Origin of the sequence: Nocardiopsis camelliae (assembly GCF_028993595.1) — a bacterium.
Lineage (GTDB): Bacteria > Actinomycetota > Actinomycetes > Streptosporangiales > Streptosporangiaceae > Nocardiopsis > Nocardiopsis dassonvillei.
Genome location: NZ_CP118614.1, coordinates 2,469,980 through 2,495,716 on the forward strand (window position 1 = coordinate 2,469,980; position 25,737 = coordinate 2,495,716).

25 protein-coding genes and 1 pseudogene are annotated in these 25,737 nt (G+C 74.6%); 20 read left to right on the forward strand and 6 right to left on the reverse strand.

Translation table 11 applies throughout. The features are described from left to right. The first annotated feature begins 359 nt into the window (after positions 1-359). Genes folP through PV789_RS10795 form a run of 3 tightly spaced genes read left to right on the forward strand, consistent with a single transcriptional unit; the run spans position 360 to position 2,705 of the window. Positions 360-1,220: a dihydropteroate synthase gene (folP, locus tag PV789_RS10785; protein ID WP_274977275.1), complete on the forward strand. Its 861-nt coding sequence runs from the start codon at positions 360-362 to the stop codon at positions 1,218-1,220. A 13-nt stretch (positions 1,221-1,233) separates the two neighbouring features. After that, on the forward strand, positions 1,234-1,950 hold the full coding sequence (locus PV789_RS10790; RefSeq protein WP_274977276.1) for a class III extradiol ring-cleavage dioxygenase family protein: 717 nt from the start codon (positions 1,234-1,236) through the stop codon (positions 1,948-1,950). Further along, positions 1,932-2,705, forward strand: coding sequence for a pyrimidine reductase family protein (locus PV789_RS10795; RefSeq protein WP_274977277.1), 774 nt, complete (start codon positions 1,932-1,934; stop codon positions 2,703-2,705). Before PV789_RS10790 ends, PV789_RS10795 begins: the two co-directional genes overlap by 19 nt. A gap of 27 nt (positions 2,706-2,732) precedes the next feature. On the opposite strand, the gene PV789_RS10800 is transcribed toward PV789_RS10795, so the two are convergent. The 4 genes from PV789_RS10800 to PV789_RS10815 all read right to left on the reverse strand — a co-directional run bounded on the left by PV789_RS10800 (position 2,733) and on the right by PV789_RS10815 (position 6,439). Then, positions 2,733-3,422, reverse strand: coding sequence for a TetR/AcrR family transcriptional regulator (locus tag PV789_RS10800; protein WP_274977278.1), 690 nt, complete (start codon positions 3,420-3,422; stop codon positions 2,733-2,735). Positions 3,423-3,584: 162 nt separating this feature from the next. Then, positions 3,585-4,733: a PrsW family intramembrane metalloprotease gene (locus PV789_RS10805; protein WP_274977279.1), complete on the reverse strand. Its 1,149-nt coding sequence runs from the start codon at positions 4,731-4,733 to the stop codon at positions 3,585-3,587. Then, positions 4,730-5,341 carry a hypothetical protein gene (locus PV789_RS10810; protein WP_274977280.1) on the reverse strand — a complete coding sequence of 204 codons (612 nt, stop codon included), beginning with the start codon at positions 5,339-5,341 and terminating at the stop codon, positions 4,730-4,732. Before PV789_RS10810 ends, PV789_RS10805 begins: the two co-directional genes overlap by 4 nt. Before the next feature lie 156 nt (positions 5,342-5,497). Beyond that, a complete protein-coding gene (locus PV789_RS10815) occupies positions 5,498-6,439 on the reverse strand; it encodes an MBL fold metallo-hydrolase (protein WP_274977281.1) in 942 nt (313 codons plus the stop codon). 235 nt (positions 6,440-6,674) lie between these two features. On the opposite strand from PV789_RS10815, the gene PV789_RS10820 reads away from it, so the two are divergent. The 3 genes from PV789_RS10820 to PV789_RS10830 all read left to right on the forward strand — a co-directional run bounded on the left by PV789_RS10820 (position 6,675) and on the right by PV789_RS10830 (position 9,150). Beyond that, the gene (locus tag PV789_RS10820) at positions 6,675-7,400 is read left to right on the forward strand and encodes a maleylpyruvate isomerase family mycothiol-dependent enzyme (protein WP_274977282.1); all 726 of its coding nucleotides are present in this window, start codon (positions 6,675-6,677) and stop codon (positions 7,398-7,400) included. A gap of 143 nt (positions 7,401-7,543) precedes the next feature. Then, entirely contained in the window at positions 7,544-8,533 is a 990-nt protein-coding gene (locus PV789_RS10825; RefSeq protein WP_274977283.1) for a phosphotransferase, read from the forward strand. 164 nt (positions 8,534-8,697) lie between these two features. Then, positions 8,698-9,150 carry a hypothetical protein gene (locus tag PV789_RS10830; RefSeq protein WP_274977284.1) on the forward strand — a complete coding sequence of 151 codons (453 nt, stop codon included), beginning with the start codon at positions 8,698-8,700 and terminating at the stop codon, positions 9,148-9,150. Between the two features lie 27 nt (positions 9,151-9,177). Here PV789_RS10830 and PV789_RS10835 read toward each other — a convergent pair whose 3' ends face one another. Then, complete coding sequence (locus tag PV789_RS10835) at positions 9,178-10,647, reverse strand: bifunctional phosphatase PAP2/diacylglycerol kinase family protein (protein WP_274977285.1); 1,470 nt, start codon at positions 10,645-10,647, stop codon at positions 9,178-9,180. A gap of 300 nt (positions 10,648-10,947) precedes the next feature. Here PV789_RS10835 and PV789_RS10840 point away from each other — a divergent pair, with 300 nt between their 5' ends. The 5 genes from PV789_RS10840 to PV789_RS10860 are packed head-to-tail and all read left to right on the forward strand — an operon-like array spanning position 10,948 to position 16,385. Continuing rightward, complete coding sequence (locus tag PV789_RS10840; protein ID WP_274977286.1) at positions 10,948-12,234, forward strand: NAD(P)/FAD-dependent oxidoreductase; 1,287 nt, start codon at positions 10,948-10,950, stop codon at positions 12,232-12,234. Then, positions 12,231-13,076 carry a DUF1365 domain-containing protein gene (locus PV789_RS10845; RefSeq protein ID WP_274977287.1) on the forward strand — a complete coding sequence of 282 codons (846 nt, stop codon included), beginning with the start codon at positions 12,231-12,233 and terminating at the stop codon, positions 13,074-13,076. Before PV789_RS10840 ends, PV789_RS10845 begins: the two co-directional genes overlap by 4 nt. After that, complete coding sequence (locus tag PV789_RS10850; protein ID WP_274977288.1) at positions 13,073-14,323, forward strand: SAM-dependent methyltransferase; 1,251 nt, start codon at positions 13,073-13,075, stop codon at positions 14,321-14,323. Before PV789_RS10845 ends, PV789_RS10850 begins: the two co-directional genes overlap by 4 nt. Continuing rightward, positions 14,320-15,582, forward strand: a complete 1,263-nt coding sequence (locus tag PV789_RS10855; protein ID WP_274977289.1) for a class I SAM-dependent methyltransferase — start codon at positions 14,320-14,322, stop codon at positions 15,580-15,582. The genes PV789_RS10850 and PV789_RS10855 overlap by 4 nt, the downstream gene beginning before the upstream one ends. Continuing rightward, the gene (locus tag PV789_RS10860; RefSeq protein ID WP_274977290.1) at positions 15,582-16,385 is read left to right on the forward strand and encodes a DUF1295 domain-containing protein; all 804 of its coding nucleotides are present in this window, start codon (positions 15,582-15,584) and stop codon (positions 16,383-16,385) included. The genes PV789_RS10855 and PV789_RS10860 overlap by 1 nt, the downstream gene beginning before the upstream one ends. 228 nt (positions 16,386-16,613) lie before the next feature. Here PV789_RS10860 and PV789_RS10865 read toward each other — a convergent pair whose 3' ends face one another. Beyond that, complete coding sequence (locus tag PV789_RS10865) at positions 16,614-17,663, reverse strand: NAD(P)-dependent alcohol dehydrogenase (RefSeq protein WP_274977291.1); 1,050 nt, start codon at positions 17,661-17,663, stop codon at positions 16,614-16,616. Between the two features lie 327 nt (positions 17,664-17,990). Here PV789_RS10865 and PV789_RS10870 point away from each other — a divergent pair, with 327 nt between their 5' ends. The 9 genes and pseudogenes from PV789_RS10870 (at position 17,991) to PV789_RS10910 (ending at position 25,470) form a co-directional block, all read left to right on the forward strand. After that, the gene (locus PV789_RS10870; RefSeq protein WP_274977292.1) at positions 17,991-18,833 is read left to right on the forward strand and encodes an alpha/beta hydrolase; all 843 of its coding nucleotides are present in this window, start codon (positions 17,991-17,993) and stop codon (positions 18,831-18,833) included. Further along, complete coding sequence (locus PV789_RS10875) at positions 18,830-19,843, forward strand: ATP-binding cassette domain-containing protein (RefSeq protein ID WP_274977293.1); 1,014 nt, start codon at positions 18,830-18,832, stop codon at positions 19,841-19,843. The genes PV789_RS10870 and PV789_RS10875 overlap by 4 nt, the downstream gene beginning before the upstream one ends. Positions 19,844-19,890: 47 nt before the next feature. Next, positions 19,891-20,742: an ABC transporter permease gene (locus tag PV789_RS10880; RefSeq protein WP_274978110.1), complete on the forward strand. Its 852-nt coding sequence runs from the start codon at positions 19,891-19,893 to the stop codon at positions 20,740-20,742. 158 nt (positions 20,743-20,900) lie between these two features. Continuing rightward, positions 20,901-21,055 (forward strand): annotated as a pseudogene (locus PV789_RS10885) (MFS transporter); the annotation flags it as partial. Between the two features lie 327 nt (positions 21,056-21,382). Continuing rightward, the gene (locus PV789_RS10890) at positions 21,383-21,772 is read left to right on the forward strand and encodes a VOC family protein (protein WP_274977294.1); all 390 of its coding nucleotides are present in this window, start codon (positions 21,383-21,385) and stop codon (positions 21,770-21,772) included. A gap of 9 nt (positions 21,773-21,781) precedes the next feature. After that, on the forward strand, positions 21,782-22,165 hold the full coding sequence (locus PV789_RS10895) for a VOC family protein (protein WP_274977295.1): 384 nt from the start codon (positions 21,782-21,784) through the stop codon (positions 22,163-22,165). A 1-nt stretch (position 22,166) separates the two neighbouring features. Then, positions 22,167-23,159 (forward strand): sigma-70 family RNA polymerase sigma factor, encoded by a 993-nt coding sequence (locus PV789_RS10900; RefSeq protein ID WP_274977296.1) that lies wholly within the window; start codon positions 22,167-22,169, stop codon positions 23,157-23,159. Positions 23,160-23,431: 272 nt separating this feature from the next. Continuing rightward, the gene (locus tag PV789_RS10905; protein WP_274977297.1) at positions 23,432-23,635 is read left to right on the forward strand and encodes a cold-shock protein; all 204 of its coding nucleotides are present in this window, start codon (positions 23,432-23,434) and stop codon (positions 23,633-23,635) included. A 251-nt stretch (positions 23,636-23,886) separates the two neighbouring features. Continuing rightward, positions 23,887-25,470 (forward strand): DEAD/DEAH box helicase, encoded by a 1,584-nt coding sequence (locus PV789_RS10910; RefSeq protein ID WP_274977298.1) that lies wholly within the window; start codon positions 23,887-23,889, stop codon positions 25,468-25,470. Positions 25,471-25,737: the final 267 nt, after the last annotated feature.

Consider the following 25,737-nt stretch of genomic DNA (forward strand, 5'->3'; position numbering starts at 1 on the left):
GTCCGGACCGTGTCCCCGGCGGGCACCGGGCCCCGGCTGAGAGACCGGCCGGAACTGTTACCCGTGTGCTCCGAGAGCCCCGGACCGTGCCGCGCTCCTGTGCCCGTCCGCCTTCCCGCCCGTGGCCGTGAACGGCCACGCCCGGACACGCGGCCGGAGGACCGCCTGTGCACCCGGGTCCCCGCGCGCGGGCAAGGACGCGTCGCCGGACCCCCTCGGGCGGACGTGCCCTAGTGTTGGCCGCTGGGGGAGGTCCCGTGCGCGGGGGCCGATTCGGACACCGGCGACCGCCGCCCTCGCCCCGCCGGTCGAGCGGCCGGTCCGACGCGGACAGGGAGGCAGAGGGAAGTGAGCGGCCGGTGCTGAGACTGCGCGGTCGGGAGTACGACGCGGACACGACGCTGGTCATGGCGATCGTCAACCGCACCCCCGACTCCTTCTACGACGGCGGTGCCACCTGGGACGACGGTCCCGCCTTCGAACGCGTGCGCAGGGTCGTAGCTGAGGGCGCCGACATCGTGGACATCGGCGGCGTCACCGCGGGCTACGGCCGACCGGTCGGCGCCGACGAGGAGAAGCGCCGCGTGGTCGACTTCGTGGCCGCCGTCCGCGCCGAGTTCCCCCAGTTGGTGATCAGCGTGGACACCTGGCGCGCGTCCGTGGGCCGGGCGGTGTGCGAGGCGGGCGCGGACCTGCTCAACGACGCCTGGGGCGGGTACGACCCGGAGCTGGCCGAGGTCGCCGCCGAGTTCGACGCCGCCCTGGTGTGCACCCACACCGGCGGCATGGCCCCGCGTACCCCGCCGCACCGCGCGCGCTACGAGGACGTGGTGCGCTCGGCCGTGGAGGACACGGTCGCCCTGGCCGAGCGCGCGGTCTCCCTCGGCGTGCACCCGGCGTCGGCGATCATCGACCCGGCGCACGACTTCGGCAAGAACACCTGGCACTCGCTGGAGCTGACCCGGCGCCTGGACGAGATGACCGCCACCGGCCGGCCGGTCCTGGTGTCGCTGTCGAACAAGAACTTCGTCGGAGAGACCCTGGACCTGCCCGTCGGCGAGCGCCTGACCGGCACGCTCGCCGCGACCGCCGTGTGCGCCTGGCACGGGGCGCAGGTCTACCGCGTGCACGAGGTGGCCCAGACGAGGCAGACGCTGGACATGGTCGCCAGCATCCGCGGGGTCCGTCCCCCCGCGCGGGCCGTCCGGGGACTGGTGTGAGGGAGGGGAAAGCGTGATCGTCGCGACCGCCGTCTGTCCGCACCCGCCGCTGCTCCTGCGCGAGCTCGGCGGCGGCCTGGACCCGCTGGCCGAACTGCGCAAGGAGTGCGCTTCGGCGGTGGAGGCCCTGGCCGCGGCCGAACCGGACGTCCTCGTCGTCGTCGGCGGGCACGACGTCTCGGCGGAGCACGCCGAGGCGCTCGTGCCGGTCCGCGAGTTCGGCGGAACGGGGGAGCGGGTGCCCCGGGAGCGGACGCTGCCGCCCAGCCTGGGCGTAGCCCGGCGCCTGCTCGACACCGTCGGCTACCGGGGGCGCGTGGAGATGCTCACCGTGGCCTGGGACGCCTCCGCCGCCGAGGTGGAGGAGCTGGGGCGGCGGATCGCCGCCCGCACCGGACGGATCGGCCTGCTCGTCGTGGGCGACGGCAGCGCCCGGCGCGGCGACAGGGCCCTGGTGCGGCCGGACGAGCGCGCCTTCGCCTTCGACGGGGAGGTCCGCCGCTGCCTGTCCGAGGGCGACTGGCGGGGACTCGCTCTGCTGGACCCGGCCCGGGCCGCCGAGTTGATGGCGCAGGGTCGGGCCGCGCTCCAGGTCATGGCGCACGCGCTCACCGCCGACGCTGCCGCCGAGGACGGCCGCGGAGGCGTGCCGGCGCGGCCGCGGGTGCTCTACGCCGACGACCCGTTCGGGGTCATGTACTTCGTGGCGGTGTGGCCGTGCGACTGCTGATGAACGACGCCGCCCCCGGCGCCGCCTCTCCGGGCGACGCCCTGGACGCCTCCGCCCTGGAACGGCTCTACGCCTACCCCGACCGGCCCTGGCTGCGCGCCAACATGGTCGCCAGCCTGGACGGGGCGGCGGCCGGGAACGACGGCCGCACCGAAGCCCTCAACACCCCCGCCGACCTGGTGGTGTTCACGCTCCTGCGCGACCTGGCCGACGTGGTCCTGGTCGGCGCCGGAACCGCGCGCGAGGCGGGCTACCGCAGGACGGGCCCGCGCACCGGCGACCGGGCGGCCCGCGCCGTCGCCGAGGGCCGCGCGGACCGGGCCGAGATCGCCGTGGTCAGCCGCAGCGGACGGGTTCCAGCGCTGCTGGCCGAGCCGTCCGGGGACGGCGCCGGGGTGCTGCTGGTGACCTGTGCGGCGGCCGGGGACGAAGCACTGGACCTGGCGCGCCGGGCCCTGGGCGAGGACCGGGTGCTGGTGTGCGGGCGCGAGCGCGTGGACCTGCGCGCGGCGGTCGGGGCCCTGGCACGGCGCGGCCTGCCCCGGATCCTGTGCGAGGGAGGGCCCCGGCTGCTGGCCGACGTGGCCGCGGCCGGTCTGCTGGACGAGATGTGCCTGACGGTCGTCCCGCTGATGGCCGGGGGAGTCCAGCAGCGCGTCGCGGTCGGCACGGCTGCCGACGCGCCGCTGGTGCCCGGTGTGCTCATCGAGTCCGAGGGCACCCTGCTCCAGCGCTGGTTGCGCCCGCGGGGGTGACCGCCGGGCCGGGGCGCGGCCGCCCGGTCACCGGTGTTCCCCGCGGTCGGCCGACCCCGCCCCGCCCCCGGAAGTGCCCCCGGCCGCGTCCACCAGCGGGGCCAGCACGAAGTCGGCCAGCGGGAACGCGTGCTCGTCCACGTGCTCGCGGGCGCGTTCGCGCCGGCCGGGACCCATGGTCAGCGCGTGCACCAGGACCGTCCCGTACAGCGCCTCGGTGAAGGGCGCGGTGTCGGTGCCCGGCTCCAGCTCGCCGCGTTCGACGGCCCTGCGCACCATGTCCGCCATCCCGTCGCGGTGCACGCGCACCAGCCGTTCCTGGAGGCCCACGAAGGTCTCCATCCCCGTGGTGGCGTCCACGGCCACGCGCAGGGTGACCCAGCCCGACGGTGCCAGGAAGTGGCCGAGCAGGGTGGAGGCCAGCGCGCGGGTGTCGCCGCGCAGGCTGCCGGTGTCGGCCGCGGCGGGTGGCCGGGTGTGCTGCTCGATGGCGTCGGCGAGCAGGCGTTCCTTGGTCGGCCAGCGCCGGTACAGGGCGGCCTTGCCCACCCCCGCCCGGCGGGCCACCGCGTCCAGGGTGAACGCGGCCCAACCCGCCCTGCCGTACTCGGCCAGCGCCGCCGCCATCGCCCGCGGCGTGAGGCTGGGGTCGCGCGTGCGCCCCCGACCGGTCCTCGGCGGTGTCGTCCCCGTGGCCCTCCGTGTTCGCTCACCCATGGGGCACGTTATGCCCAGGTAACGGCCGATGAAAATCCGCGTTGCCGTCCGCGCGGGCGTTCGCGGGCCGGGACCGGTGCCGTCCGCGCGTCCCACGGCCCGCCCGACATCCGGTCGGCCCGCCGTCGGATCCGCCCCGTCCGGTCGGCCCGTGCCCGCCGGTCACGGCGTCCGGCGCACCGCCCGGTCCTCGGCGATCGCCAGCATCTGCTCCTGGCGCCTCTCCACGGCGGGCCGCTCCGGTTCGGCCACGTGGCGCAGCTCCCCGGCGCGGCCGCGCCGGTTGGCCAGGGCCACCGCCGCCGACCGCCGCATGCCCAGCGCCCCGCCCTCGGAGGCCAGCGTCGCGCGGACCCGGCGCCGGTAGGCGTGCCGGACGGTGAAGTACACGGCCATCGTGGTCAGGAAGACCGCCGCGACCTTGAACACGACGCCGCCGAACCCGTCGAACAGCGGCGAGTCCAGCAGCCAGTGCAGCGCCATCGCCAGGACCACCAGCAGGACGGCGGCCACGGCCCTGCGCCTGCCGGGCCGCCACGCCACCGCCGCCAGCAGCCCCACGGCGGTGCCCGCGACCGCCGACATCGCCCAGTGCGAGCCCAGCCCGGTCAGGACCAGCCGCACCACGGTCGTCTGCACCACCGGCACCAGCCCGCCGGTGCCGCCCGACTGGACGATCGCGTTCATCGAGTAGACGAAGTTCTCCGTCACCTCGAAGCCCAGGCCCACCAGGGACCCGATCACGAACCCGTCCACCGGGCCGCGCACCGCGGCGGGGAAGGCCACCGCCACCAGCACGATCCCGGCGAGCTTGAGCACCTCCTCGTTGAGCGGGGCGGTCATGGCCGCCCCCCAGACCTCGGAGAAGGGCAGCCCCAGGCTCTTGGACCAGATCGAGCCCAGGCCCGCGTTGGCCACGATCCCGCCCGCCGTCGCGGCGGTCAGACCCCAGGCCACCGCGGCCACGGAGGCGTCCAGGGCGGGGTCGCGCACCGGACGGATGCGGCGCAGCACCCAGAACCCGAAGGCCAGCGTCACCAGCCCCAGGAACACCGCCAGCGCCGCCTCGGAGAAGAAGACGCGCACCAGCCCGGTGAACCGCACCGCCAGGTAGCCCAGGCCCACCGCGCACAGCACCCCGATCAGGACGATGGCGGCCAGCGCGGGCAGCCGCTGCCCGCGGGCGTGCCCGCCCCCGGTCGGCCGTTTCCACGCGTGCCGGGGCTCGGAGTCCTCCTGGCGGGCGCGGCGCGGTGAGGGCACGGAGCCCCGGTCGGTCGCGGCCGGGCGGTTCTCGGGTTCGGGGTTCACGAGCCCTCCCGGGTGAAGGAGACCGAGCGCACGACGTCGGCGACCGCGCTGAGGTCGGCCGGGGTGGCCTCGCGCCCGGCCAGGGTCATCTCCACGGCCAACTGCCCGTCGGGGGAGGGGTAGACCACCGCTGAGCCGTCCCCCTCCCGGCTCTCCAAGGCCCCGGCGAGCCCCTCGACGCCGCCCCGGGTGGAGATGGCCTCGGGGTCGCCCAGCCTCGCCGTCGCCTCACCCGCGCGCACGATCCGCCGCAGGCCCGCCCACAGTTCCTCCAGGCTGGGCGGCGGGGAGGTCACGGGGGTGACCGAACTGAGCGTCAGCTCCACGGGCCCCCTGGTGAAGCGGTAGATCTGCCCGGCCTGGCTGGAGCCGGTGTTGAGGTGCCAGCCCTCCTGGGGGAAGGTGAGGGAGGCCCGGTAGCCGCCCGCGGACCCCACGGGCACCGGTTCGCCGGAGGGGACGGACTCCGAGCCGGGCAGGAGCGCGTTGACCAACGGCCAGGCCACCACCAGCAGCGCGATCGCCGCCGCGGCCACGCCCAGTGGCACCCAGTTGCTGCGGGGGCCGCGCCGCCGTGCGCGCGCGTCCTCCCCGGTCGCCTCCGCCATGGCGTTCCCCCTCGTCGCCCACGGTGATGCCCTGTCACGGCAAGCGAAACATCCGGGGGTGCGTGCGTTGGTGGCGCGACGTCGACTTGGCACACGTTTACGGTGATTTCACCAATTCGGGGGATCGGTGCGGGGCCGGTCACCGGTCGGGAGCGCTCAGAGGCCGGTGGGCATCAGGCCCCCGTTCCACTCGACGGCGTCGGACAGCGCCGCCACCAGGTCCATGTCGGTGCCGGTGAGGTCGGCGTGGGCGCGGTGCAGGTTGAGCACGATGCGCTCGGCGTCGTCCCAGTCGCGGAATCCACCCAGGTCGCAGGACCTGGCGTTCTCCAGCGGGGTGAGCCCCCGGGCGATCCCGTCCCCGGCGGTCTCCAGCACGAACCGGTAGTAGCGCTCGTGGTCGCCCAGGACCGCGTCCAGGTCGGCGGCGCCCAGCAGCGGGCCGTGCCCGGGGACCACGTGCTCGGGGCCGAACAAGTGCAGCCACTCCAGCGACCGCAGCGCGCCCTCCAGCGAACCCATGAACACCAGCGGGGTCAGCCCGTGGAAGACCAGGTCGCCGGTGAACAGCACCCGCTCCTCGGGAAGCCAGGCCACCACGTCGCCGCGGGTGTGCGCCGTGTGGCCGGGGTGGCGCAGTTCCACGCGCAGCCCGCCGACGTGGACGGTCAGCTCCCGGTCGAACACGATCGACGGCAGGCGCCGGGTGACGTCCCCCCAGTCCGGCGGGGGAGACCAGAACGGCGGGCAGGCGTCCATGATCGGGTCGCGCGCGAGCGCCTCGCGCATGGCGGCCTGCCCGATGAGCACGGCGGACTCGGGCAGCAGGCTGTTTCCGTAGGTGTGGTCGCCGTGGTGGTGGGTGTTGACCGCCCACCGGACGGGCGCGCCGCCGGTGGCGCGCGCCAGGGTGCCGAGGAACGCGCGGGTGCGCGCCTCGGACGCGCAGGTGTCCACCACCAGGAGCCCGTCGTCCCCGGCGACGGCTCCCGCGTTGTTAACCCACCAGGTTCCGTCCGGCTGCACCCAGGCGTACACGCCGTCCACGACCTCGGTCAGGCTCGCCGCCTCCGGCCCGATCCGTGCGGTCCGGTCCATGTGGTCCTCCCTCGCGCTCGCGGCCTTCGGGACAAGGAAGGAAGAGGGTACAGCGCTCCCGGGGCCGTCACCGCCTACGACCGGGACGAGGGCACCACCGTGTACGGCCTGGTGCCCTGACCCGGCACCTCCGCCACCCCCTCCGGATCTTCGTCGGAGCCGGGCCCATCCGTCTTCTCGGGAGAGTCCCCGAAGGCATGTACGGGCCTCAGGGGCTCGTGTAGCGTCGCGGGCCATGGACACCTCCCACTACATCTGCGCCCTCCGCGAGAACGGCGCCGCCCTCGCCGACGCCGCCGAGGGCGACCTGGACCGCCCCGTCCCCAGCTGTCCGGGGTGGAACGTCGCCGACCTGGTGTGGCACACCGGCGAGGTCCACCGCTTCTGGCTCGCGATCGCCGTGGGCGACATCAGCGGACCGCAGGACTACACCGAGCCCGACCGGCCCGCCGACGACGTCCTCCTGGGCTGGTACCGCGACGGCCTGGAGGAGACGGCCCGGGCTCTGTCCGGGCTGGACCCCTCCGCCGAGCGGTGGACGTGGGCCGCGCAGAGGAACGCCGGGTTCATCCAGCGGCGCATGGCCCAGGAGACCCTCGTGCACGCCTGGGACGCCCGCAACGCCGTGGGACAGGCGCCCGAGCTGCCCGCGGACCTGGCCGCCGACGGGGTGGACGAGTTCCTGGCGTTCATGCTGGCCCTGGGCAGCGGGCCGCCCGAGGGCTTCGACGCGGTGGTGTGCCTGCGGGCCGCCGACTCCGGGCGGGCCTGGACCGTGGACTCCTCGGCGGGAACCTGGCGGACGCGGCCCCTCGCCGAAGACGGTGCGGCGACCACGGTCGAGGGCGCCGCCTCCGACCTGCTGCTCCTTCTGTGGGGGCGCACCGACACCTCCCGGGTGCGGGTCGACGGGGACGGGGACGCCCTCGCGACCCTCCTCGCCGCCGCCGGAACTGAGTAGGCCGAGCGGTCCGGGGGCGCCGCGCCCGGGCGGAAACCCGCGCTGCCCGCTCATCCCTTCCCGGGGACGCCCGCGAAGCCACGCGGGCGTCCCCGGGGAGCAGGTTCCCGGCCGCGGCGCGGACCGGCTGGTAGTTTCGCCGCATGCGCGAACGGCTGACGAACCTGGAACCACGCCTGCACGACGCGCTGGCGGCGTGGGGCATCCACGCGACCGCGATCGACCACGTCCCCCTGGGCTACGGCGACCACCACTGGAGCGTCACCGACACCGCGGGCCGCCGCTGGTTCACCACCGTGGCCGACCTCGCCCACAAGTCCTTCCTCGGCCCGGACCCGGCCGCCGTGCGGCGGCGCCTGACCCGGGCCATGGACACCGCGGCCCGGCTGCACGACGACGAGGGGCTCGGGTTCGTCGTCGCGCCCCTGCGCACCCCGGGCGGGGACACCGTCGTCCCGGTCGGCGACGGGTACGCGCTCAGCGTCTTCCCCCGCGTGGAGGGCGAGTCCGGCGACTTCGGCCGGGAGTTGGCCGCCGACCGGCGGGCCCGGCTGCTGGACACCCTCGCCCAGCTGCACCGCAGCGCACCGGGCGACGCGCCCGCCGTCGAGACCCGCCTCCCCGGCCAGGACCGGCTCGCCGCGCTGCTGGACCGCCCCGCCGCCGTCGGCGACGCGGGGCCCCACGCCGCTCCCACCGCCGACCTGCTCGCCGAGCACGCCCCGGTGCTGCGCGAGCGCCTGGCCGAGTCCGACCGGGGCGCGGCCGCCCTGGAGGGCGCGCCGGCGGTCCTCACCCACGGCGAACCCCACCCCGGCAACCTGCTGTGGCACGGCGACCGCCCGCTCCTGGTCGACTGGGACACCGTCGGTCTGGCCGCCCCCGAGCGCGACCTGTGGCTGGTCACCGACGACCCCGCCGAACTGGACCGCTACGCCCGGGCCAGCGGGCACGAACCCGACCGCGCCCTGATGGACCTGTACCGGCTGCGCTGGGACCTGCGGGACGTGGTCGAGTTCGTCGACTGGTTCCGCGCGCCCCACGAGGGCGGCCCCGACACCTCCCGGGCATGGCGGGACCTGGTCCGCATCGTCGAACGCCTCGGCGCGGGGGAGCGGTCCGGAACCCGCTGACGCCGCCCGGATCCGGCGGCCCGGCGGGTCGCGGCCCGCCCGCACGGTTTGCGGTCGGTAACATCTCCCTGACTCTTGGCGACCGGAAAGACCTGTTGTCGGCGCGGCCGGGCTGGAACCGGCCGACCGGGCACGCCACGGACCCGACCAGCTGTTGGAGCGACATGAACCTGCCCCTGAGCACCCGCGACCTGCCGCTGCGCGTCATCACGGGGGCGTTCGTCCTCAACTCCGGGCTGGAGAAGCGCGGCGCCGACGAGGAGGCCGCGCAGGGCCTGCACGGGATGGCGGCGGGGACCTACCCCTTCCTCAAGGACGTGGACCCGGTCACCTTCGCCCGGCTGCTGTCGGCCGGTGAGATCGCCCTGGGCACCGCCCTGCTGATCCCCGTCGTGCCGAGCCGCGTCGCGGGCGCGGGCCTGACCGCGTTCGCCGCCGGCCTGCTCGGCCTGTACCTGCGCACCCCGGGCATGCGGCGCCCCCAGAGCCTGCGCCCGACCGAACAGGGGCTGCCCCTGTCCAAGGACGCGTGGCTGCTGGGGGCGGGGCTCAGCCTCCTGCTGGGCAGTGACACCGGTCGGGAGCCCTCCCGCGGCTCCCGGCGGTGCCGCCGCTGACGGTCGGGCCGACGCCGCTTCCGGTTTTCACCGGTTGGTCTCGACGGCGGGCACGAACACCCGCAGGGCCGCGTGCCGCTTGGTGAAGACCACCGTACGCGAGCCCTCCACGACCTCGCCGTCCACGGCCAGCAGCCTGGGCTCGCCCGGGATGGTCAGCGTCAGCCCCGTGGTCAGCCGCTCGGAGTAGCCCTCGCCGTGCGCGAACTTGCCCAGCAGCACGTCCGCGACGGCGCGCAGCCTCGGGAAGGGCGCCCGCGCGGTGAGCACCCGCACGTCCAGCCGCCCGTCGTCCAGCTGCTCGCGCAGCGCGGGCACCCGGCCGTGCGTGCGGTACTGGCAGTTGCCCACGAACGCCCACCACACCTTGGCGGGCTCGCCGTCCACCACCGCCGAGGTCGGGCTCACCTCCCGCAGGTCCTGCCACAGGGCCAGCGCGAACGCGGGCCACTTGCCGATCCGCTCGGCCCACTTGTCGCGCCGGTCCACCATGCGCGGGTAGGAGCCGAAGGAGGACGTGTTGAGGAAGATCCGGCCGTCCACCTCGCCCACGTCCACCCGGGCCAGCCGTCCGTCGTCGAAGGCCCGCAGCGCGATGTCCACCGAGGACAGCCCGAGCGTGCGGGCGAAGTTGTTGAGGGTGCCGTCCGGCAGCACCAGCAGCGGGCGGTCGTGGTCCAGCGCCGCCTGCGCCCCGGCGTTGACGGTGCCGTCGCCGCCCGCCACCGCCAGCACGTCGCTGGTGCGCGCGGCCTGGTCCATGACCCCGACCACGTCGTCCTCGGCCGACAGCGGGATGATCCGCGCCTTGGGCAGCGCCCGCGCCACCCTGCTCGTGACGTCGGCCGCGCTCAGCCCGGGCATCGTGCCCGAGGCCGAGCGCGGGTTGACCACCACCGTCACCCCGGAGCCCTCGCGGTCCACGTCGGTCTCCCCGTCGGCGACGGTGCGCGCGCCGAAGACCAGTTCGGGCCGGGGCGGCACCACCGTCCGGGCGAGCAGGGCCGCGCCGCACCCGATGGCCACTCCGGCGAGCACGTCGCCGGGGTAGTGGACGCCGCTGTGCACGCGTGAGAACGCCACCCCGCCCGCCAGGAGGGCGACCAGCCCGGCCAGCGGCTTGGGCGCGTCGGTCATGACCCCGGCCGCGTAGGCCGCCGCGGCGGCGGTGTGCCCGGAGGGGAAGGAGGTGCTCGGGTAGGAGCGGTAGGGGCTGCGAGCGGCCGGGACGGCCGAGTTGTCCGGGCGGGTGCGCCCCGAGATCTGCTTGATCCCCGCCGAGACCAGGTTGGCGGTGCCCGCGGCCAGTATGGCGCGCAGGGCGGTGCGCCGCAGCCTTGGGCCGCCGGTGGCGGCGAGGGTGGCCGACATGAGGAACCACGGCGCCATGTTGTCCGTCGCCTGTACGAACTTGGGGGTGTAGGCGTCCAGGGACGCGGGTCCCAACCCCGTCACGTGGTCGTAGACCTTCTTGTCAGCCCGTTGGAGTCGACTCATAAGGCTCATTGCCCCAGATTGGGCAAAGTCCCGTCAGATGTCCATAAGGGCGCGCCCGCAGGAGAGCCTTCAGTGTGTTGATGACATCACACACGATGTTGGTTTTGTCCGGGCGCTACCGCCGGTTCGCCGGGGCGGCCGGGGCCGGTGCACACGGGCGGCGGTCGGTGCCGGGGCACTCGGGCCCCGGTCCGCACCTCCTCTCTTTCGAGATCTTTTCGTGATTTTGCGGACCAATCCGCCCGGTCCCCGGTACCGAATCACTTCCGCCACACAACCACCGGAAGTGAAGAGGACGCATTGGGTACAGGGCAGCACACCCTCCGTCGGCGCAGGGTCGCGGTCATCGGCTCCGGCGTCTCCGGACTGACGGCGGCGCACGTCCTGCACCGGGACGACGACGTCACCCTGTTCGAGGCCGACGACCGCCTGGGCGGACACGCCCACACCCACCGGATCGACGGCGGACCGGGCGGCGAGCTGGGGGTCGACAGCGGCTTCATCGTGCACAACAGGCGCACCTACCCCCATCTGCTGCGCCTGTTCGACGAACTCGGCGTGCACACCCAGCCCACCGAGATGAGCATGTCGGTCAGCTGCCGGGGCTGCGGCCTGGAGTACGCGGGCGCGCGCGGCATGCGGGCCATGCTCCCCAACCGGTCCCGGCGCAGCCCCGCGTACCTGCGCATGCTCGCCGAGATCCCGCGCTTCCACCGGGCCGCCCGGCGCCTGCTCGCCGCGACCCCGCCCCCCGGCGCGGCCGAGCCCACCCTCGGCGCCTTCGTCCGCCACCACCGGTTCACGCCCTACACGGTCGCGCACTTCCTGCTCCCGCTGGTGTCGGCGGTGTGGTCCTGCCCGCCCGGCACCGCCACCGACTACCCCGCCCGCTACCTGTTCTCCTTCCTGGCCAACCACGGCATGCTCAGCGTGTGGGGCTCGCCCCGCTGGCGCACCGTCACCGGCGGCTCGCACGCCTACGTCGAGCGCGTCGCCAAGAACCTGCACGCGGTGCGCACCGGCACCCCGGTCACCTCGCTGGCCCGCACGGCACAGGGGGTGCGCCTGCGCGCCGGGGGAGAGGCCCTGGACTTCGACGCCGCGGTCGTGGCCACCCACGCCGACCATGCCCTCGCCCTGCTCGCCGACCCCACCGAAGCCGAGCGCGAGGTCCTCGGCGCCTTCGGCTACTCGCGCAACCGCACCCTGCTGCACACCGACGCCTCCGTCCTGCCCGCCGACCGCGACGTCTGGGCCAGCTGGAACCACCGCCTGGCCTCCTGCGAGCCCGACACCGAGCCCGTGCGCGTGAGCTACCACATGAACCGCCTCCAGCGCCTGGACGCCGACGAGCAGTACGTGGTCACCCTCAACGGAGCCGACGAGGTCGACCCCGACCGGGTCGTGGCCGCCATGGACTACGCCCACCCCGTCTACACCCCCGCCTCCCTGGCCGCGCAGCGGCGGCTGCCCGAACTCAGCGACCGGGTCGTCGCCTTCGCCGGGGCCCACCACGGGTGGGGCTTCCACGAGGACGGGTGCCGCTCGGGTGCCCGGGCCGCCGCGAGCCTGGGGGTGCACTGGTGACGCCCTCCCCGGCGCCCGCGCTGTACGAGGCCACCGTCCGCCACGTCCGCTCCGAACCCGTCTGCAACGCCTTCGCCTACGGCACCTACTACTGGCTGGTGGACCTGGACGACCCGCCGCGCCTGCGCTGGCCGCTGCGCGCCCTGGCCGGGTTCCGCGCCAAGGACCACGCCGTGGACGGCGCTCATGCCTCTGCTGACACCGGAGCCCCGGCCGACACCCGTGCCCCGGCCGTCGCCCGCACCGCGCGCCGCGACCGCGCCGACGGCTGGGCGCGCGAGCTGCGCGCCGACATCGACGCCCTCCTGGCCGAGCACGGCGTGGACCTCGACGGCGGCCGGGTGCTCATGCTCGCCCACGCCCGCGTCCTGGGCCACGTGTTCAACCCCCTGACCGTCTACTGGTGCCACCACCGCGACGGCCGCCTCAGCCGCGTCGTCGCCGAGGTCCACAACACCTACGGCCAGCGCCACCGCTACGTCCTGGACGTGGACGGCCGCGGCCGGGCCGAGGCGGACAAGGCCATGTACGTCTCCCCGTTCAACGCGGTGGACGGCCGCTACCGCCTCAGCCTCCCCGAGCCCGGTGAACGCCTCGCGCTCACCGTCGCCCTGCACCGCGACGGGCGCCCGCCCTTCACCGCCTCGGTGCACGGCCTCCGACGCCCCGCCACCGCCGCGTCCCTGCTGCGCAGGGCGCTGCGCCACCCCCTCGCACCGCTGGTCGACGCGCTGCGCATCCGGCGCCAGGGCATCGGCCTCTACCTGCGCGGACTCCCCGTCCAGCCGCGCGGGCACACGCACACACCAGCGACCGAACGGAAGACCAGGACACGGCCATGACCACGACCAGCCCCCACACCCATCCGCCCCTGGACGCACGGCGCTGGCCCGACGTGGCCCGGGTGCCAGGCGGACGCCTGCGCGCGGCCGTCGCCCGCGCCATCGTGCGCTACGCCACCGCGCGTGCGGGCGTGCGCGTGCGCACCGGCTCCGCCGCGCCCGCCGCCGACGACGGCGCGCCCGTCCTGGAGCTGCGCGACCCCGACGCCTTCCACCGCCGTCTGGCCGCGGGCGGCCTCATCGGCTTCGGCGAGTCCTACATGGCCGGTGAGTGGGACTCGCCCGACATCGTCGCCCTGCTCACCCGACTGGCCGCGGAGTACGAGAACCTCGTGCCGCGCCCCCTCCAGCCCCTGCGCCACGTCACCCTGCCCCGCAGGCCCGCCTCGGACCGCAACACCCGCGCCGGGTCCAGACGCCACATCAGCCACCACTACGACCTGTCCAACGACCTGTTCGGCCTCTTCCTCGACCGGACGATGACCTACTCCTCCGCGCTGTTCGAGGACGGCGAGGCCCGCGACCGCGACACCCTGCCCCGCGCCCAGGAGCGCAAGATCGACCGCCTCCTGGACGCCGCGGGCGTGGCCGAGGGCGTCGAACTGCTGGAGATCGGCACCGGCTGGGGCGAGCTGGCCGTGCGCGCCGCCCGCCGCGGCGCCCGCGTCACCACCGTCACCCTCTCCGCCGAGCAGCGCGACCTGGCGATCGAGCGCGTCGCCGCCGCCGGGCTCTCCGACCTGGTCGACGTCCGCCTGTGCGACTACCGCGACGTCACCGGAACCTACGACGCCGTGGTCAGCGTGGAGATGATCGAGGCCGTGGGCGAGCGCTACTGGCCCGCCTACTTCGCCGCCCTGGACCGGCTCGTGCGCCCCGGCGGACGCGTGGGCCTGCAGAGCATCACCATGGAGCACGCCCTGATGCGCGCCTCGCGCGGCTCCTACACCTGGATGCACAAGTACGTCTTCCCCGGTGGACTCATCCCCTCGGTCACCGCCGTCGAGGAGCAGTTGCGGGCGGGCACCTCCCTGCGCGTCACCGACCGGCTGTCCTTCGGCCGCGACTACGCCGACACCCTGCGCGTGTGGCGCGAGAACTTCACCGACGCCGCCGAACAGGTGGAGGCCCTCGGCTTCGACGCCACCTTCCGCCGCATGTGGTCCTTCTACCTCGCCTACTGCGAGGCCGGTTTCCTGTCCGGAATCATCGACGTCGAGCAGATCACCATGGAGAAGGCCCGATGAGCACCACCGCGACCCCCGCCCCGCCCCGCGGGGCCGCCCACTTCCTCGCGCCCCTGGCCGCCGGGCTGTTCAACGGCGTGCTCCCCGTCCGGCTGCGCGCCTGGGACGGCAGCGAGGCCGGTCCCGCCGACGCCCCGCTGGCCGTGCTGCGCGACCGCGACGCCCTGCGCCACATCCTGGCCCGCCCCGGCGAGCTGGGCCTGGCCCGCGCCTACGTCACCGGATCGCTGGACGTGGAGGGCGACCTCACCGACGCCCTGAGCCGGGTGTGGGCGAGCGTGCGCGAGAACGGCACCTCGCTGCCCGGCCCCGCCGAGTGGGCCCGCGCGGCCCGCACCCTCCTGGCCCTGGGCGTGGTGGGCACCCCGCCGCCCGTCCCGACGGCCGAGGCGCGCCTGCGCGGACGCCTGCACTCCAGCGAGCGCGACGCCGCGGCCGTCTCCCACCACTACGACGCCGGGAACGACCTGTACGAGCTGCTCCTGGACGAGTCCATGGCCTACTCGTGCGCCTACTGGACCAGCGACGACCCCGGCTACACCCTCGCCGACGCCCAGCGCGACAAGCTCGACCTGATCTGCCGCGAACTGCGCTTGGACAAGGGCGACCGCCTGCTCGACGTGGGGTGCGGCTGGGGGTCGCTCACCCTGCACGCCGCCCGCCACCACGGCGCGCGCGTCACCGCCGTCACCCTCTCCGCGCGCCAGCGCGACCACGTCGCGGCCCGCGTCCGCGAGGAGGGCCTGTCCGACCTGGTCGAGGTGCGCCTCCAGCACTACCGCGACGTCACCGACGACGGCTTCGACGCCGTGGCGGCCATCGAGATGGGCGAGCACGTGGGCCGCGACGAGTACACGCCCTTCGCCCGTCGCCTGTACGACCGGCTGCGCCCCGGCGGGCGCCTGCTGGTCCAGCAGATGTCGCGGCGCGGCGCCCAGCCCGGCGGCGGCCCCTTCATCGAGCGCTACATCGCCCCCGACATGCACATGCGGCCCCTGGGCGAGACGGTCGGACTGCTGGAGGACGCCGGACTGGAGGTGCGCGGCGTGCGGGCCATGCGCGAGCACTACGTGCGCACCGCCCGCGCCTGGCTGGAGGTGCTGGAGCGCCGCTTCGACGAGCTGGTGGCCCTGGCCGGACCCGAGACCGCCCGCGTGTGGCGGCTCTACCTGGCCGGGGGCGCGCTCGCCTTCGAGGAGGGGCGCATGGGCGTGGACCAGATCACGGCCGTGCGCCCTGGCCGCGCCGGGAGCCGCTGATGGACGTCTCCGCGCTCATCCCCACCCTGGGGCTGTCCGCCCTGGCCGTGCTGGCGCTCATGCTCGCGACCTTCGCCCTGGCGCTGCGCCTGGGCAGGCACAGCGTGGTGGACGCGGCCTGGGGGCTCGGGTTCACCGTCGTGGCGGCGGTCGGCGCCCTGACCGCCTCGGGCGACCCCGCCCGCGCCTGGCTGCTTGCCGGGCTCACCGCCGTGTGGGGGATGCGCCTGGCCGTGCACATCGGGCTGCGCTCCCGGGGCAAGGGCGAGGACCCGCGCTACGAGCGCCTGCTGGCCGGGGCGCCCGGGAACCGCAACGCCTACGCCCTGCGCATGGTCTACCTGCTCCAGGGGTTCCTGGTGTGGCTGGTCGCCATGCCGGTCCAGGTGGCGGTGCACGCCGGTGCGCCCCTCCTCGGCTCCCCGCAGGTGTGGCTCGCCGTCGCCGGTGCGGCCGTGTGGCTGCTGGGGTTCGTGTTCGAGACGATGGGCGACGCCCAGCTCGCCCGGTTCAAGCGCGACCCCGCCAACAGCGGGCGGATCATGGACCGCGGCCTGTGGGCGTGGACCCGCCACCCCAACTACTTCGGCGACGCATGCGTGTGGTGGGGGCTGTTCCTGGTCGCGCTGTCGGGGTCGTGGTGGGTGCTGCTCACCCTGCCCGCGCCCGTGGTGATGACCTACCTGCTGACCCGGGGGTCGGGCCAGCGGCTGCTGGACGAGCACATGTCCGGACGGCCCGGCTGGGCGGAGTACGCCCGGCGCACCAGCGCGTTCGTGCCGATGCCGCCCGGCAGGGGCTGAGGACCCCGGGCACGGGTTCCCGTCCCGGGGCCCTCACGGAAGGGGGAGGGTCCCGGGACGGGCCGCGCACGGGTACGGCGCCCCGGCTGCCCGCCGCTTCCACCGCGCCTTCCCGCGCGTCGGTCCCGGCGCGCCGCCCGGAGGCCCTCCGGCCGCGCGAACGCCCTGAGCACTCCGCCCCGGTGCGCGTCGCGGTACCCGCCGCCCGCGCAAGAGCACCCGGGGCGGTCAGCTCCGGTGCGGCACGACCACGGCGCGGCCGAAGACCTCCCCGGCCTCCAGCCTCCGGTAGGCCTCCAGGGCGTCCCCCAGGTCGAACCTCTCGACCTCCGGACGGATCTGCCCCGCCTTGTACATGTCCACCACCTCCCACAGCTCTCCCACCGTCCCCCAGTAGGTGTTGGTGATGTAGGACTCGTACGGGTTGGTGAAGAACGAGAACTCGTGCGTGCCGCCCGCGATCCCGACCACGGTCAGCCGCCCGCCCCGGGCCATCGAGGCCGCCGCGGTCGCGATCGTGGGGGTCACGCCCACGAAGTCGAAGGCCGCGTCCACGCCCCGGCCGCCGGTGATCTCGCGGATCTCCTCGACCTGGTGCGCGCCCGCCCCCACGGTGACCGCGCCGTTGCGCTCGGCCCAGGCCCGCGGCTCGGCCTTGACGTCGGTGGCGATCACCGTCGCGCCGGTCAGCGCCCTGAGGATCTGCACGCCGATCTGCCCCAGCCCGCCCAGGCCGATCACCAGGGCGTGCCGACCGCCGCCCTCCAGGTGCGGCAGCGCCTCCTTGATCGCGTGGTACGGGGTCAGGCCCGCGTCCGACAGCGGCGCGGCCTCCACCGGGTCGGCGTCGCCCAGCGGGACCAGGTGGTGGGCGGGCACGGTCACGTACTCGGCCATGCCGCCGTCGCGCCCCAGGCCCACCGCCAGGTAGGGCATGGTGGCCGCGTTCTCGCAGTAGGTGTCCTGGCCCCGGACGCACATGCGGCAGTGTCCGCAGCCGATCGGGCCGTAGGCCATGTAGGCGTCGCCGACCCGTACGCGCTCGCTCACGCCGTCGCCGAGCGCCTCCACCCATCCGGAGTTCTCGTGCCCCAGGACGAACGGCGGTTTCTGGGCCCCGGCCTGCCCCTCCTTGAAGTGGCGGTACACGCTGACGTCGGAATGGCAGGCGCCCGCTCCCGCCACCCGCAGCAGGACCTCGCCCGGCCCCGGCTCGGGCACGGGAACGTCGGTGAGTGACGGGAACCGCTCGTAGTTCTCGAAGACCACGGCTCGCATGGAGTACCCCCAGGCTCTCGCGGAGAGCGGGCACCGGCGCGCGACGACCGCATTCCCGGCGCCCGTATGGCCGCTCGACACTGTCCGTCCAGTTCACGGCTGTCCGGCCACCACCTACCCGAAAGTCTTTCGTCTTATTTGTCGCTTTAGTCGGAATTTGACCGTGCGTCGTACGGCCGGGAGTGGTGCCACCACTACCGAACCGGGTGGTCAACGCCAGACCCGGTTCGGGGGGACAGCGCCATGGAGGCCGACCCCGCCGCGGACCTAGCGTGAAAAGGGTCCGTTCCCCCCACCTGTCGGCACTCGAACTTCCCCAGGAGAGTCATGATCGCGGCGGGCCCACGTCACGCTTCGCCCCCCACCCCCCTGCGCTACGAGGAGCGCGAGTGGCACGGCCTGCGGCTCCTGGCCCACGACGAGACCGGAGACGGGCGCATCGTCGAGGCGCTGGGGGACGTGGCCGCGGCCGACCACATCGTGGTCCTGGTCCCGGGCAACGACAACTACCTGGGCAACTACTTCGACGCCAACCGCCCCACCCGGCCCCGGGTCAACGGGGGGACGGTCCTGCGCACCATGCGGGCCCTCGCCCCCGAGGAGCGCTCCGCCGTCGTGGTCTGGGTCGGCTACGACACCCCGCGCGGCTTCGCCGAGGCCGCCTTCCGGGGACCGGCCGAACGCGGCGCCGAGGACCTGGCCCGCCTGACGGCCTTCCTGCCCCGCACCGCCCGCATCACGCTGGTGGGGCACAGCTACGGCACCGTCGTGTGCGGGCTGGCCCTGCGGCACGGGCGCGTGGACGAGTGCGTGGCCCTGGGCAGCCCCGGCATGGGCGGGAACTCCGTCGCCGACCTGGGCTTCACCGGGAACCTGTGGGCGGCGCTGGGCCCCGCGGACTGGATCCGCTTCTTCCCCCGGGGACGCTGGCGGGACCTGGGCCACGGCCCCTCGCCGCTGCGCCCCGGGTTCGGCGCCACCGCCTTTGCCACCGGCCCCATCCCCGGCCACTGCTCGTACTACACCGAGGGCAGCGAGTCGGTGCGCAACATCGCCCGTATCGGCCTGGGCCGCCACGCCGAGGTCACCCGGCCCGACGTGCCCGCCCAGCGCACGCGCCCGGGCCGGCTCCCGGCCGCCGGGGCCCCGGTCGAGGAGGCCGCGCCGTGAGACCCGCTCCCGCCGTCGACGACCGTGCAGCCGAGCAGCGCACCGCCGACCCCGTGATCCTGGCCCGCGACGTGCGCAAGGCCTACCCCGGAGCCCGCGGCCGCGCCGCCCTGGACGGCTTCGACCTGGAGGTGCCCCCCGGCGCGGTGCACGCGCTGCTGGGGCCCAACGGCGCGGGCAAGACCACCGCCGTGCGGATCATGTCCACCCTGCTGCGCTTCGACTCCGGACAGGTGCGCGTCGCCGGGTTCGACGTGGCCCGCCAGAGCGCCCGGGTGCGCTCGCGCATCGGCTTCGCCGGACAGTACGCGGCCCTGGACGAGGTCCTCAACGGGCGTCGCAACCTGGAGATGTTCGCCCGCCTGCACCACCTGCGCGCCCGGGTGGCGCGGGCCCGGGCCGCCGAACTCCTGGAGCGGTTCGGCCTCACCGGCGCCGCCCACCGCCCCGTGCGCGAGTACTCGGGCGGCATGCGCCGCCGCCTGGACCTGGCCGCGAGCCTGATCCCCGACCCCGCCGTGCTGTTCCTGGACGAGCCCACCACGGGCCTGGACCCGCGCAGCCGCGCCGAGGTCTGGCGGGCCGTGCGCGGCCTGGCCGAGGGCGGCACGACCGTGCTGCTGACCACCCAGTACCTGGAGGAGGCCGACCGCCTGGCCGACCGGATCTCGGTGGTCGACGCCGGGAGGATCATCGCCGAGGGCACCCCCGAGGAGCTCAAGTCCCGGGTCGGGGGCGGCCGGGTGGAGGCCGTCGTCGCCGACGCCGACGCGCTCCCGCCGGTCGCGGAGGTCCTGGGCCGCGTGGCCGGGGCCCTGCCCGAGGTGGACGCCGACGCCCTGCGGGTGTCGGTGCCCTTCGACGGCCGGGGCGCGGGACTGGCCAAGGCGGTGCGCGCCCTGGACGAGGCCGGGCTGGACGTGGAGGACATCGCCCTGCGCCGCCCGACCCTGGACGACGTCTTCCTGGGGCTGACCGGCCGCCAGGGCGCGCGCGGGGAGGGGACATGACGTCCGTGACCGAGGCGGGGCCGCCGGCCCCGGAGGAGGGAGGCGCCATGGCGTCCGCGACCGAGGCGCAGCGTCCGGTTCCGGAGGATCCCGGACCCCTGGCGCGGGCGCGCTGGGCGTTGGCCGACACCTGGGTGGTGGCGCGCCGCTACCTGCTGCACCTGGTCTACAAGCCCGACGAACTCGTCGGCACGCTGATGGTCCCCGTCCTGGCCGTGCTGCTGTTCGGCTTCGTCTTCGGCGAGGCCATGGGCGCGGTCATGGACGCTCCCGGCGAGGAGTACCGCGAGTTCCTGATGCCGGGACTGTTCGCGCTGACCATGGCCTTCGGGATCGGCAACACCACGATCGCGGTGGTCACCGACGCCGGGCGCGGCGTGGTGGACCGGTTCCGCACGCTGCCGATGGCCCCCGCCTCGCTGCTGGCCGGGCGCAGCCTGGCCGACGTGCTCTCCGCGGTGGTGGACCTGGCGGTGCTGGCCGGAATGGGGCTGCTGGTCGGCTGGCGGTGGCACGAGGGCCCGCTCTCCGCGCTGGCGGCTCTGGGGCTGCTGTTGCTGCTGCGCCTGGCCTTCACCTGGATCGGTATCTACCTGGGGCTGGTGGTGCGGAGTCCGGAGGCGGCGATGAAGTTCTTCTCGCTGGTCTTCCCGCTGGCCATGGTCGCGGACACCTTCGTGCCCACCGACACCATGCCGGACTGGCTGGTGCCGGTGGCCGAGTGGAACCCGCTGTCGGCGACGGTGATCGCGGCCCGCGACCTGTTCGGCAACCCGGTGGCGGCCAACGACTCCTGGATCGCGCAGAACGCGCTGCTCATGGCGGTGGTCTGGCCGCTGGTGCTGATGACGGTCTTCGTGCCGCTGGCGCTGCGGCGCTTCCGGCGGCTGAGCCGCTGAGGCACCGGAAGGGGCCGGTTCCCGCGATGCGCGGGGCCCGGCCCCACCGCCGTGTTCCGAGCCGACCGTTCCGGCCGCTCCGGTGACCGGCGCGGAACCCGCGCAGACCGGGAACGAACCCTGCGTCACCCCGCGCCACGGCACCGCCCGGAACATCGTGGACGAGCTGCTTCATGGGCGGCACCACCATCGGACCGGTCGTGGGCAGGGTTCTCCTGGAGTGGTTCTGACGGGGTCGGTGTTCCTGCTCGGTGTCCCCGTCATGCTGCTGCCCCTGGTGTGCGCGCCCCTGCTGCTCCCCGAGCACCGCGCCGTCGGGGACACCGCCGGAGCCCGAACCAGCGCAGGCACCGGTGGACGCCGAGGGGAGGGCGCCGCGGACACGCCGCAGGCCGGGGTCGAGAGCGCTCCGGCGCCCGGACCGGCGGGCGGCTGACGGAAGGGGAACCGGTGGCGGCCGAACCCGCCCGGAAAACGGTGGCAGCAGAACCGCCGTCGGCCGATGAGTCCGCGCACCCCGGCGAGTCAGTACGGGTGAGCGGCACCGGACCCGGGACCGCCCGGGACCGGCGGTGCCGACCGGCACTGCGGCCCGCACCCGATGACGCGAAGCCGGACACCACACCACCCGGAGGACACCATGGAACGCCCCAACCTCGACGGCATGCTCCTCGCCACCACCGACCCCGACCGCCTGCACGACTGGTACGCCGACGTCCTCTCACCCCAGGACGACGTCGACATGGACGGCTACCGCGTCCTGCGCCTGGGCGCCTTCCACCTGCTCATCGACCGCCGGGACGACGTCGCGCCCAGGGCGGGCGACCCGACCCGCATGATCCTCAACGTCGACGTGGACGACGCCCGCGCCGTCGCCGCCCGCGTGGACGCGCGGGGCACCGGATGGCTGGCACCCCTGGAGGACCGCGACGGCAGCCTGTTCGGCACCGCCGTCGACCCCGACGGCAACCACGTCCAGATCATCCAGCTCAGCGACGAACACCGCGCCGCCATGGCGCGCGAGAGTTAGGAGAGGACCGTGTTCGACACCACCAGGGCCTTCGGCTCCTTCGCCGTCCGCGACCCCGACCGGGCCAGGGAGTTCTACGGAACCACCCTCGGGCTCACGGTCGGACCCGTGGAGGGCATGGAGGAACACGGCCTGCTCAGCATCGACCTGGGGGAGGGCCGGGCGGTCCTCGTATACCCCAAGCCCGACCACGAGCCCGCGGGCTTCACCGTGCTCAACCTCCCCGTGGACGACATCGACGCCGTCGTGGACGAGCTCGCCCGCCGCGGTGTCGGGATGCTCCGCTACGAGGGCTTCGACCAGGACGGCAAGGGGGTCTCGCGGGGCGTCCCGACGGTGGCGTGGTTCGCCGACCCGTTCGGGAACGTGTGTTCTGTCATACAGGAGGCGTAACGTGACGGTCGTGGTGGAACACGCGTCCGACCAGGACTTCATGAGTCTCGCCGACCCCTACCGGCGCGAGCTGTTCGCGCACTGCTACCGCATGCTGGGGTCGGTGCACGACGCAGAGGACCTGGTGCAGGAGACCTACCTGCGCGCCTGGAAGGCCTACGACCGGTTCGAGGGCCGCTCCAGCCTGCGCACCTGGCTCCACCGGATCGCCACCACGGCCTGCCTGACCGCCCTGGACAGGCGTCGGCGGCGGCCCCTGCCCACCGGGCTCGGCGGACCCGCCGCCGAGCCCGAGGGCGAACTGGCCGACCGCCCGGAGCTGCCCTGGCTGGAGCCGGTGCCCGACGCCCTGGTCGGCGTGGACGACCCCGGTGCGGTCGTGGCCGCGCGCGAGAGCGTGCGCCTGGCCCTGGTCGCCGCGCTCCAGCACCTGCAACCCAGGCAGCGGGCGGTGCTGATCCTGCGCGACGTGCTGCGCTACAGCGCGGCCGAGGTCGCCGACACCCTCGGCGTCTCCGTCCCCGCGGTCAACAGCCTGCTCCAGCGGGCCCGCGCCCAGCTGGCCCGGGTCACCCCCATCGAGGAGGAGGTGGCCGAGCCCCTGCCGGAACAGCGCGAGGTCCTGAACCGCTACGTCGACGCGTTCGAGTCCTACGACATCTCGGCGATCACCGAGCTGTTCACCGCCGACGCGGTGTTCGAGATGCCGCCCTTCGCCACGTGGGTGCGCGGCGCCGAGCACATCGGCCGCCTCATCGCCGCCCACTGCCCGGCCAGCGGGCCGGGCGACATGGCGCTGGTGCCGACCGGGGCCAACGGACAGCCCGCCTTCGCCCTGTACATGCGGGGCGGCGACGGCGTCCACCGGGCGTTCGGCATCCAGGTGCTGGAGCTGGCGCCCGGGGCGGACGCGGTCGCCCACACGGTGATGTTCTTCGACACCTCGCTCTTCCGGCACTTCGGACTGCCCGCCGTGCTGTCCCCGCGCCGCTGAGGCTGCGGGGCGAGCGTGCGCCCGTCGCGGCGTTCGCCGGGGCCGGGGGCAGGGTCCGGGACCAACGTGTTTTCCGGCTGGATCCTTACCACGTTTTCCGGTGCCATGTGACACACGGTATTTCTGTGGCGCGGGGGAGAAGGTGTGCTAGGTTCAGTGGAGTTGCAGTCGTGATTCCCGTTGGATGTACATCTTTTTCGGGTTATTGCCGCAGTGACGGGAAAATCGTCAGACCGCGGTTTTCTTCATACTCCCGAACGAGAGGAACACCCATGGCGACCGGCAAGGTCAAGTGGTTCAACGGTGAAAAGGGCTTCGGCTTCATCGAGCAGGACGGCGGCGGCCCCGACGTCTTCGCCCACTACTCCGCCATCCAGGGCACCGGCTACCGCGAGCTCGCGGAGGGCCAGGCCGTGGACTTCGACATCACCCAGGGTGCCAAGGGCCTCCAGGCCGACAACATCACCCTGATCTGACCCAGCTCAGACTCCTTCCGGGGCAGGGGCCCGCCCTCGCGGCAGCGGCCCCTCCCCGGTTCTGTTTTTCCCGGACCGTTTCTCTGGCCGTCGTTCTCCGACAGGCGCTGGTCCGGCTACTCCGCCACGACCCCGGGTTCTCCGTGCCGGCCGTGGATCCTCGAAGACTCTTTCCGGCGCACACCCGGTGTCACACGCCGAAGCCCCCGAGGGCTTCCCGCCAGGCACGCGTCGGCGGCGAAAGGCCCCATATGAACCAACCCCGTACCGACGCGCGCCGCGGCCGCCCCTCCGGCGGCTACGGCCGTCAGCGGCCCCGCCCGTCCGGCGGACGTCCCCAGCGCGGCGGCTCCGGCGGGCGCCAGGCAGGACGCCCCTCCGGAGAGTTCGCGCTCCCGGTCTCGACCACCCCCGCGCTCGACCCGGTCCACGACTTCCAGGACCTGGAGATGCCCGCGCCGCTGAAGTCGACGCTGGCCCGCCAGGGCCTGACCACACCGTCGGCCATCCAGGCGGCGACGCTGCCCAACTCGCTGGCCGGGCGCGACGTCCTGGGCCGCAGCCAGACGGGTTCGGGCAAGACCCTGGCCTTCGGGCTGGCGCTGCTCGCCCGGCTGGAGGGCCGCGTGGCCGAGCCCCGCCACCCCCTGGCCGTGGTGCTCGCGCCGACCCGCGAACTCGCCCAGCAGGTGAACGACTCGCTCGCCCCCTACGCCCGTTCGCTGCGCGTGCGCACGACGACCGTGGTGGGCGGCATGCCCATCGGCCGCCAGGCCCGCGCCCTGGGGCAGGGTGTGGAGCTGGTCGTGGCCACCCCGGGCCGTCTGCGCGACCTGATGGAGCGCGGCGACTGCGTCCTGGACCGGGTGGACGTCACCGTCCTGGACGAGGCCGACCAGATGACCGACATGGGCTTCATGCCGCAGGTCACCGCGATCCTGATGCAGGTGCCGACCGGGGGCCAGCGCATGCTGTTCTCGGCCACCCTGGACCGCAACGTCGACACCCTGGTCCGCCGGTTCCTCGACGACCCGGTGGTCCACTCGGTGGACCCGTCCGAGGGCGCCGTCTCCACCATGGAGCACCACGTCCTGCACGTGTCGCACATGGACAAGCAGGACACCGCCACCCGCATCGCGGCCCGTGAGGGGCAGGTCATCCTGTTCCTGGACACCAAGCACGCCGTGGACCGGATGGCCAAGCACCTGCTCAACAGCGGCGTCCGGGCGGCGCCGCTGCACGGCGGCCGGTCCCAGCCCCAGCGCACGCGCACCCTCAAGCAGTTCAAGGACGGCACGGTCACCGCGCTGGTCGCCACCAACGTCGCCGCGCGCGGCATCCACGTGGACGGCCTGGACCTGGTGGTCAACATCGACCCGCCGACGGACCACAAGGACTACCTGCACCGGGGCGGGCGCACCGCGCGCGCGGGCGAGACGGGCAGCGTGGTCACGCTCGTGCTGCCCAGCGAGCGGCGGGACATGGCCAGGCTGATGCAGCGGGCCCGGATCGACGCGCACGTCGCACAGGTGAGCGCCGACGACCCCGAGTTGGCCCGGGTGACCGGTGCCCGGGAGCCGTCCGGTGTTCCGGTGACCCTGCCCAGCGCTCCCCGGGAGGAGCAGCGCCGCCAGGGCGGTCGCGGAGCGGGCTCGCGCGGCGGATCGCGTGGGTCGGCTGCGCGCGGCGGGTCGGCTGGGCGTAGTGCGGCCTCGGGCGGCGGGGCGGCTGGACGTGGTGCGGCGGCCTCGCGCGGTGGTTCGACCGAGCGCGGAGGGTCGTCTGCGCGTGGCGGGTCGGCCTCGCGCCGCCGCGGTCCGCGCCGTCCGGTCTGAGGACCGCTCGTGTGCGCCGGGCTCGGGAGCTGACTCCCGGTCGCTCGGGACCTGAGGCTCAGGTCGCCTGTCCCTGGGAATCCGTTCCGGGAGCTCGTTCCAGGGAGCCAGCCCCCGGGCGTCTGTCCACAGGGACGGATCGGGGCTTGGCCGGGTAGGGCGGGCCGGGGGACACTGGATTCGGGGGCGCGTGACGCGCTCATGGGTGGCGCGACAGCCCCCGAATTCGAGCCTACGTCCCCCGGTCGTCACCCCACCAGTCCGCAC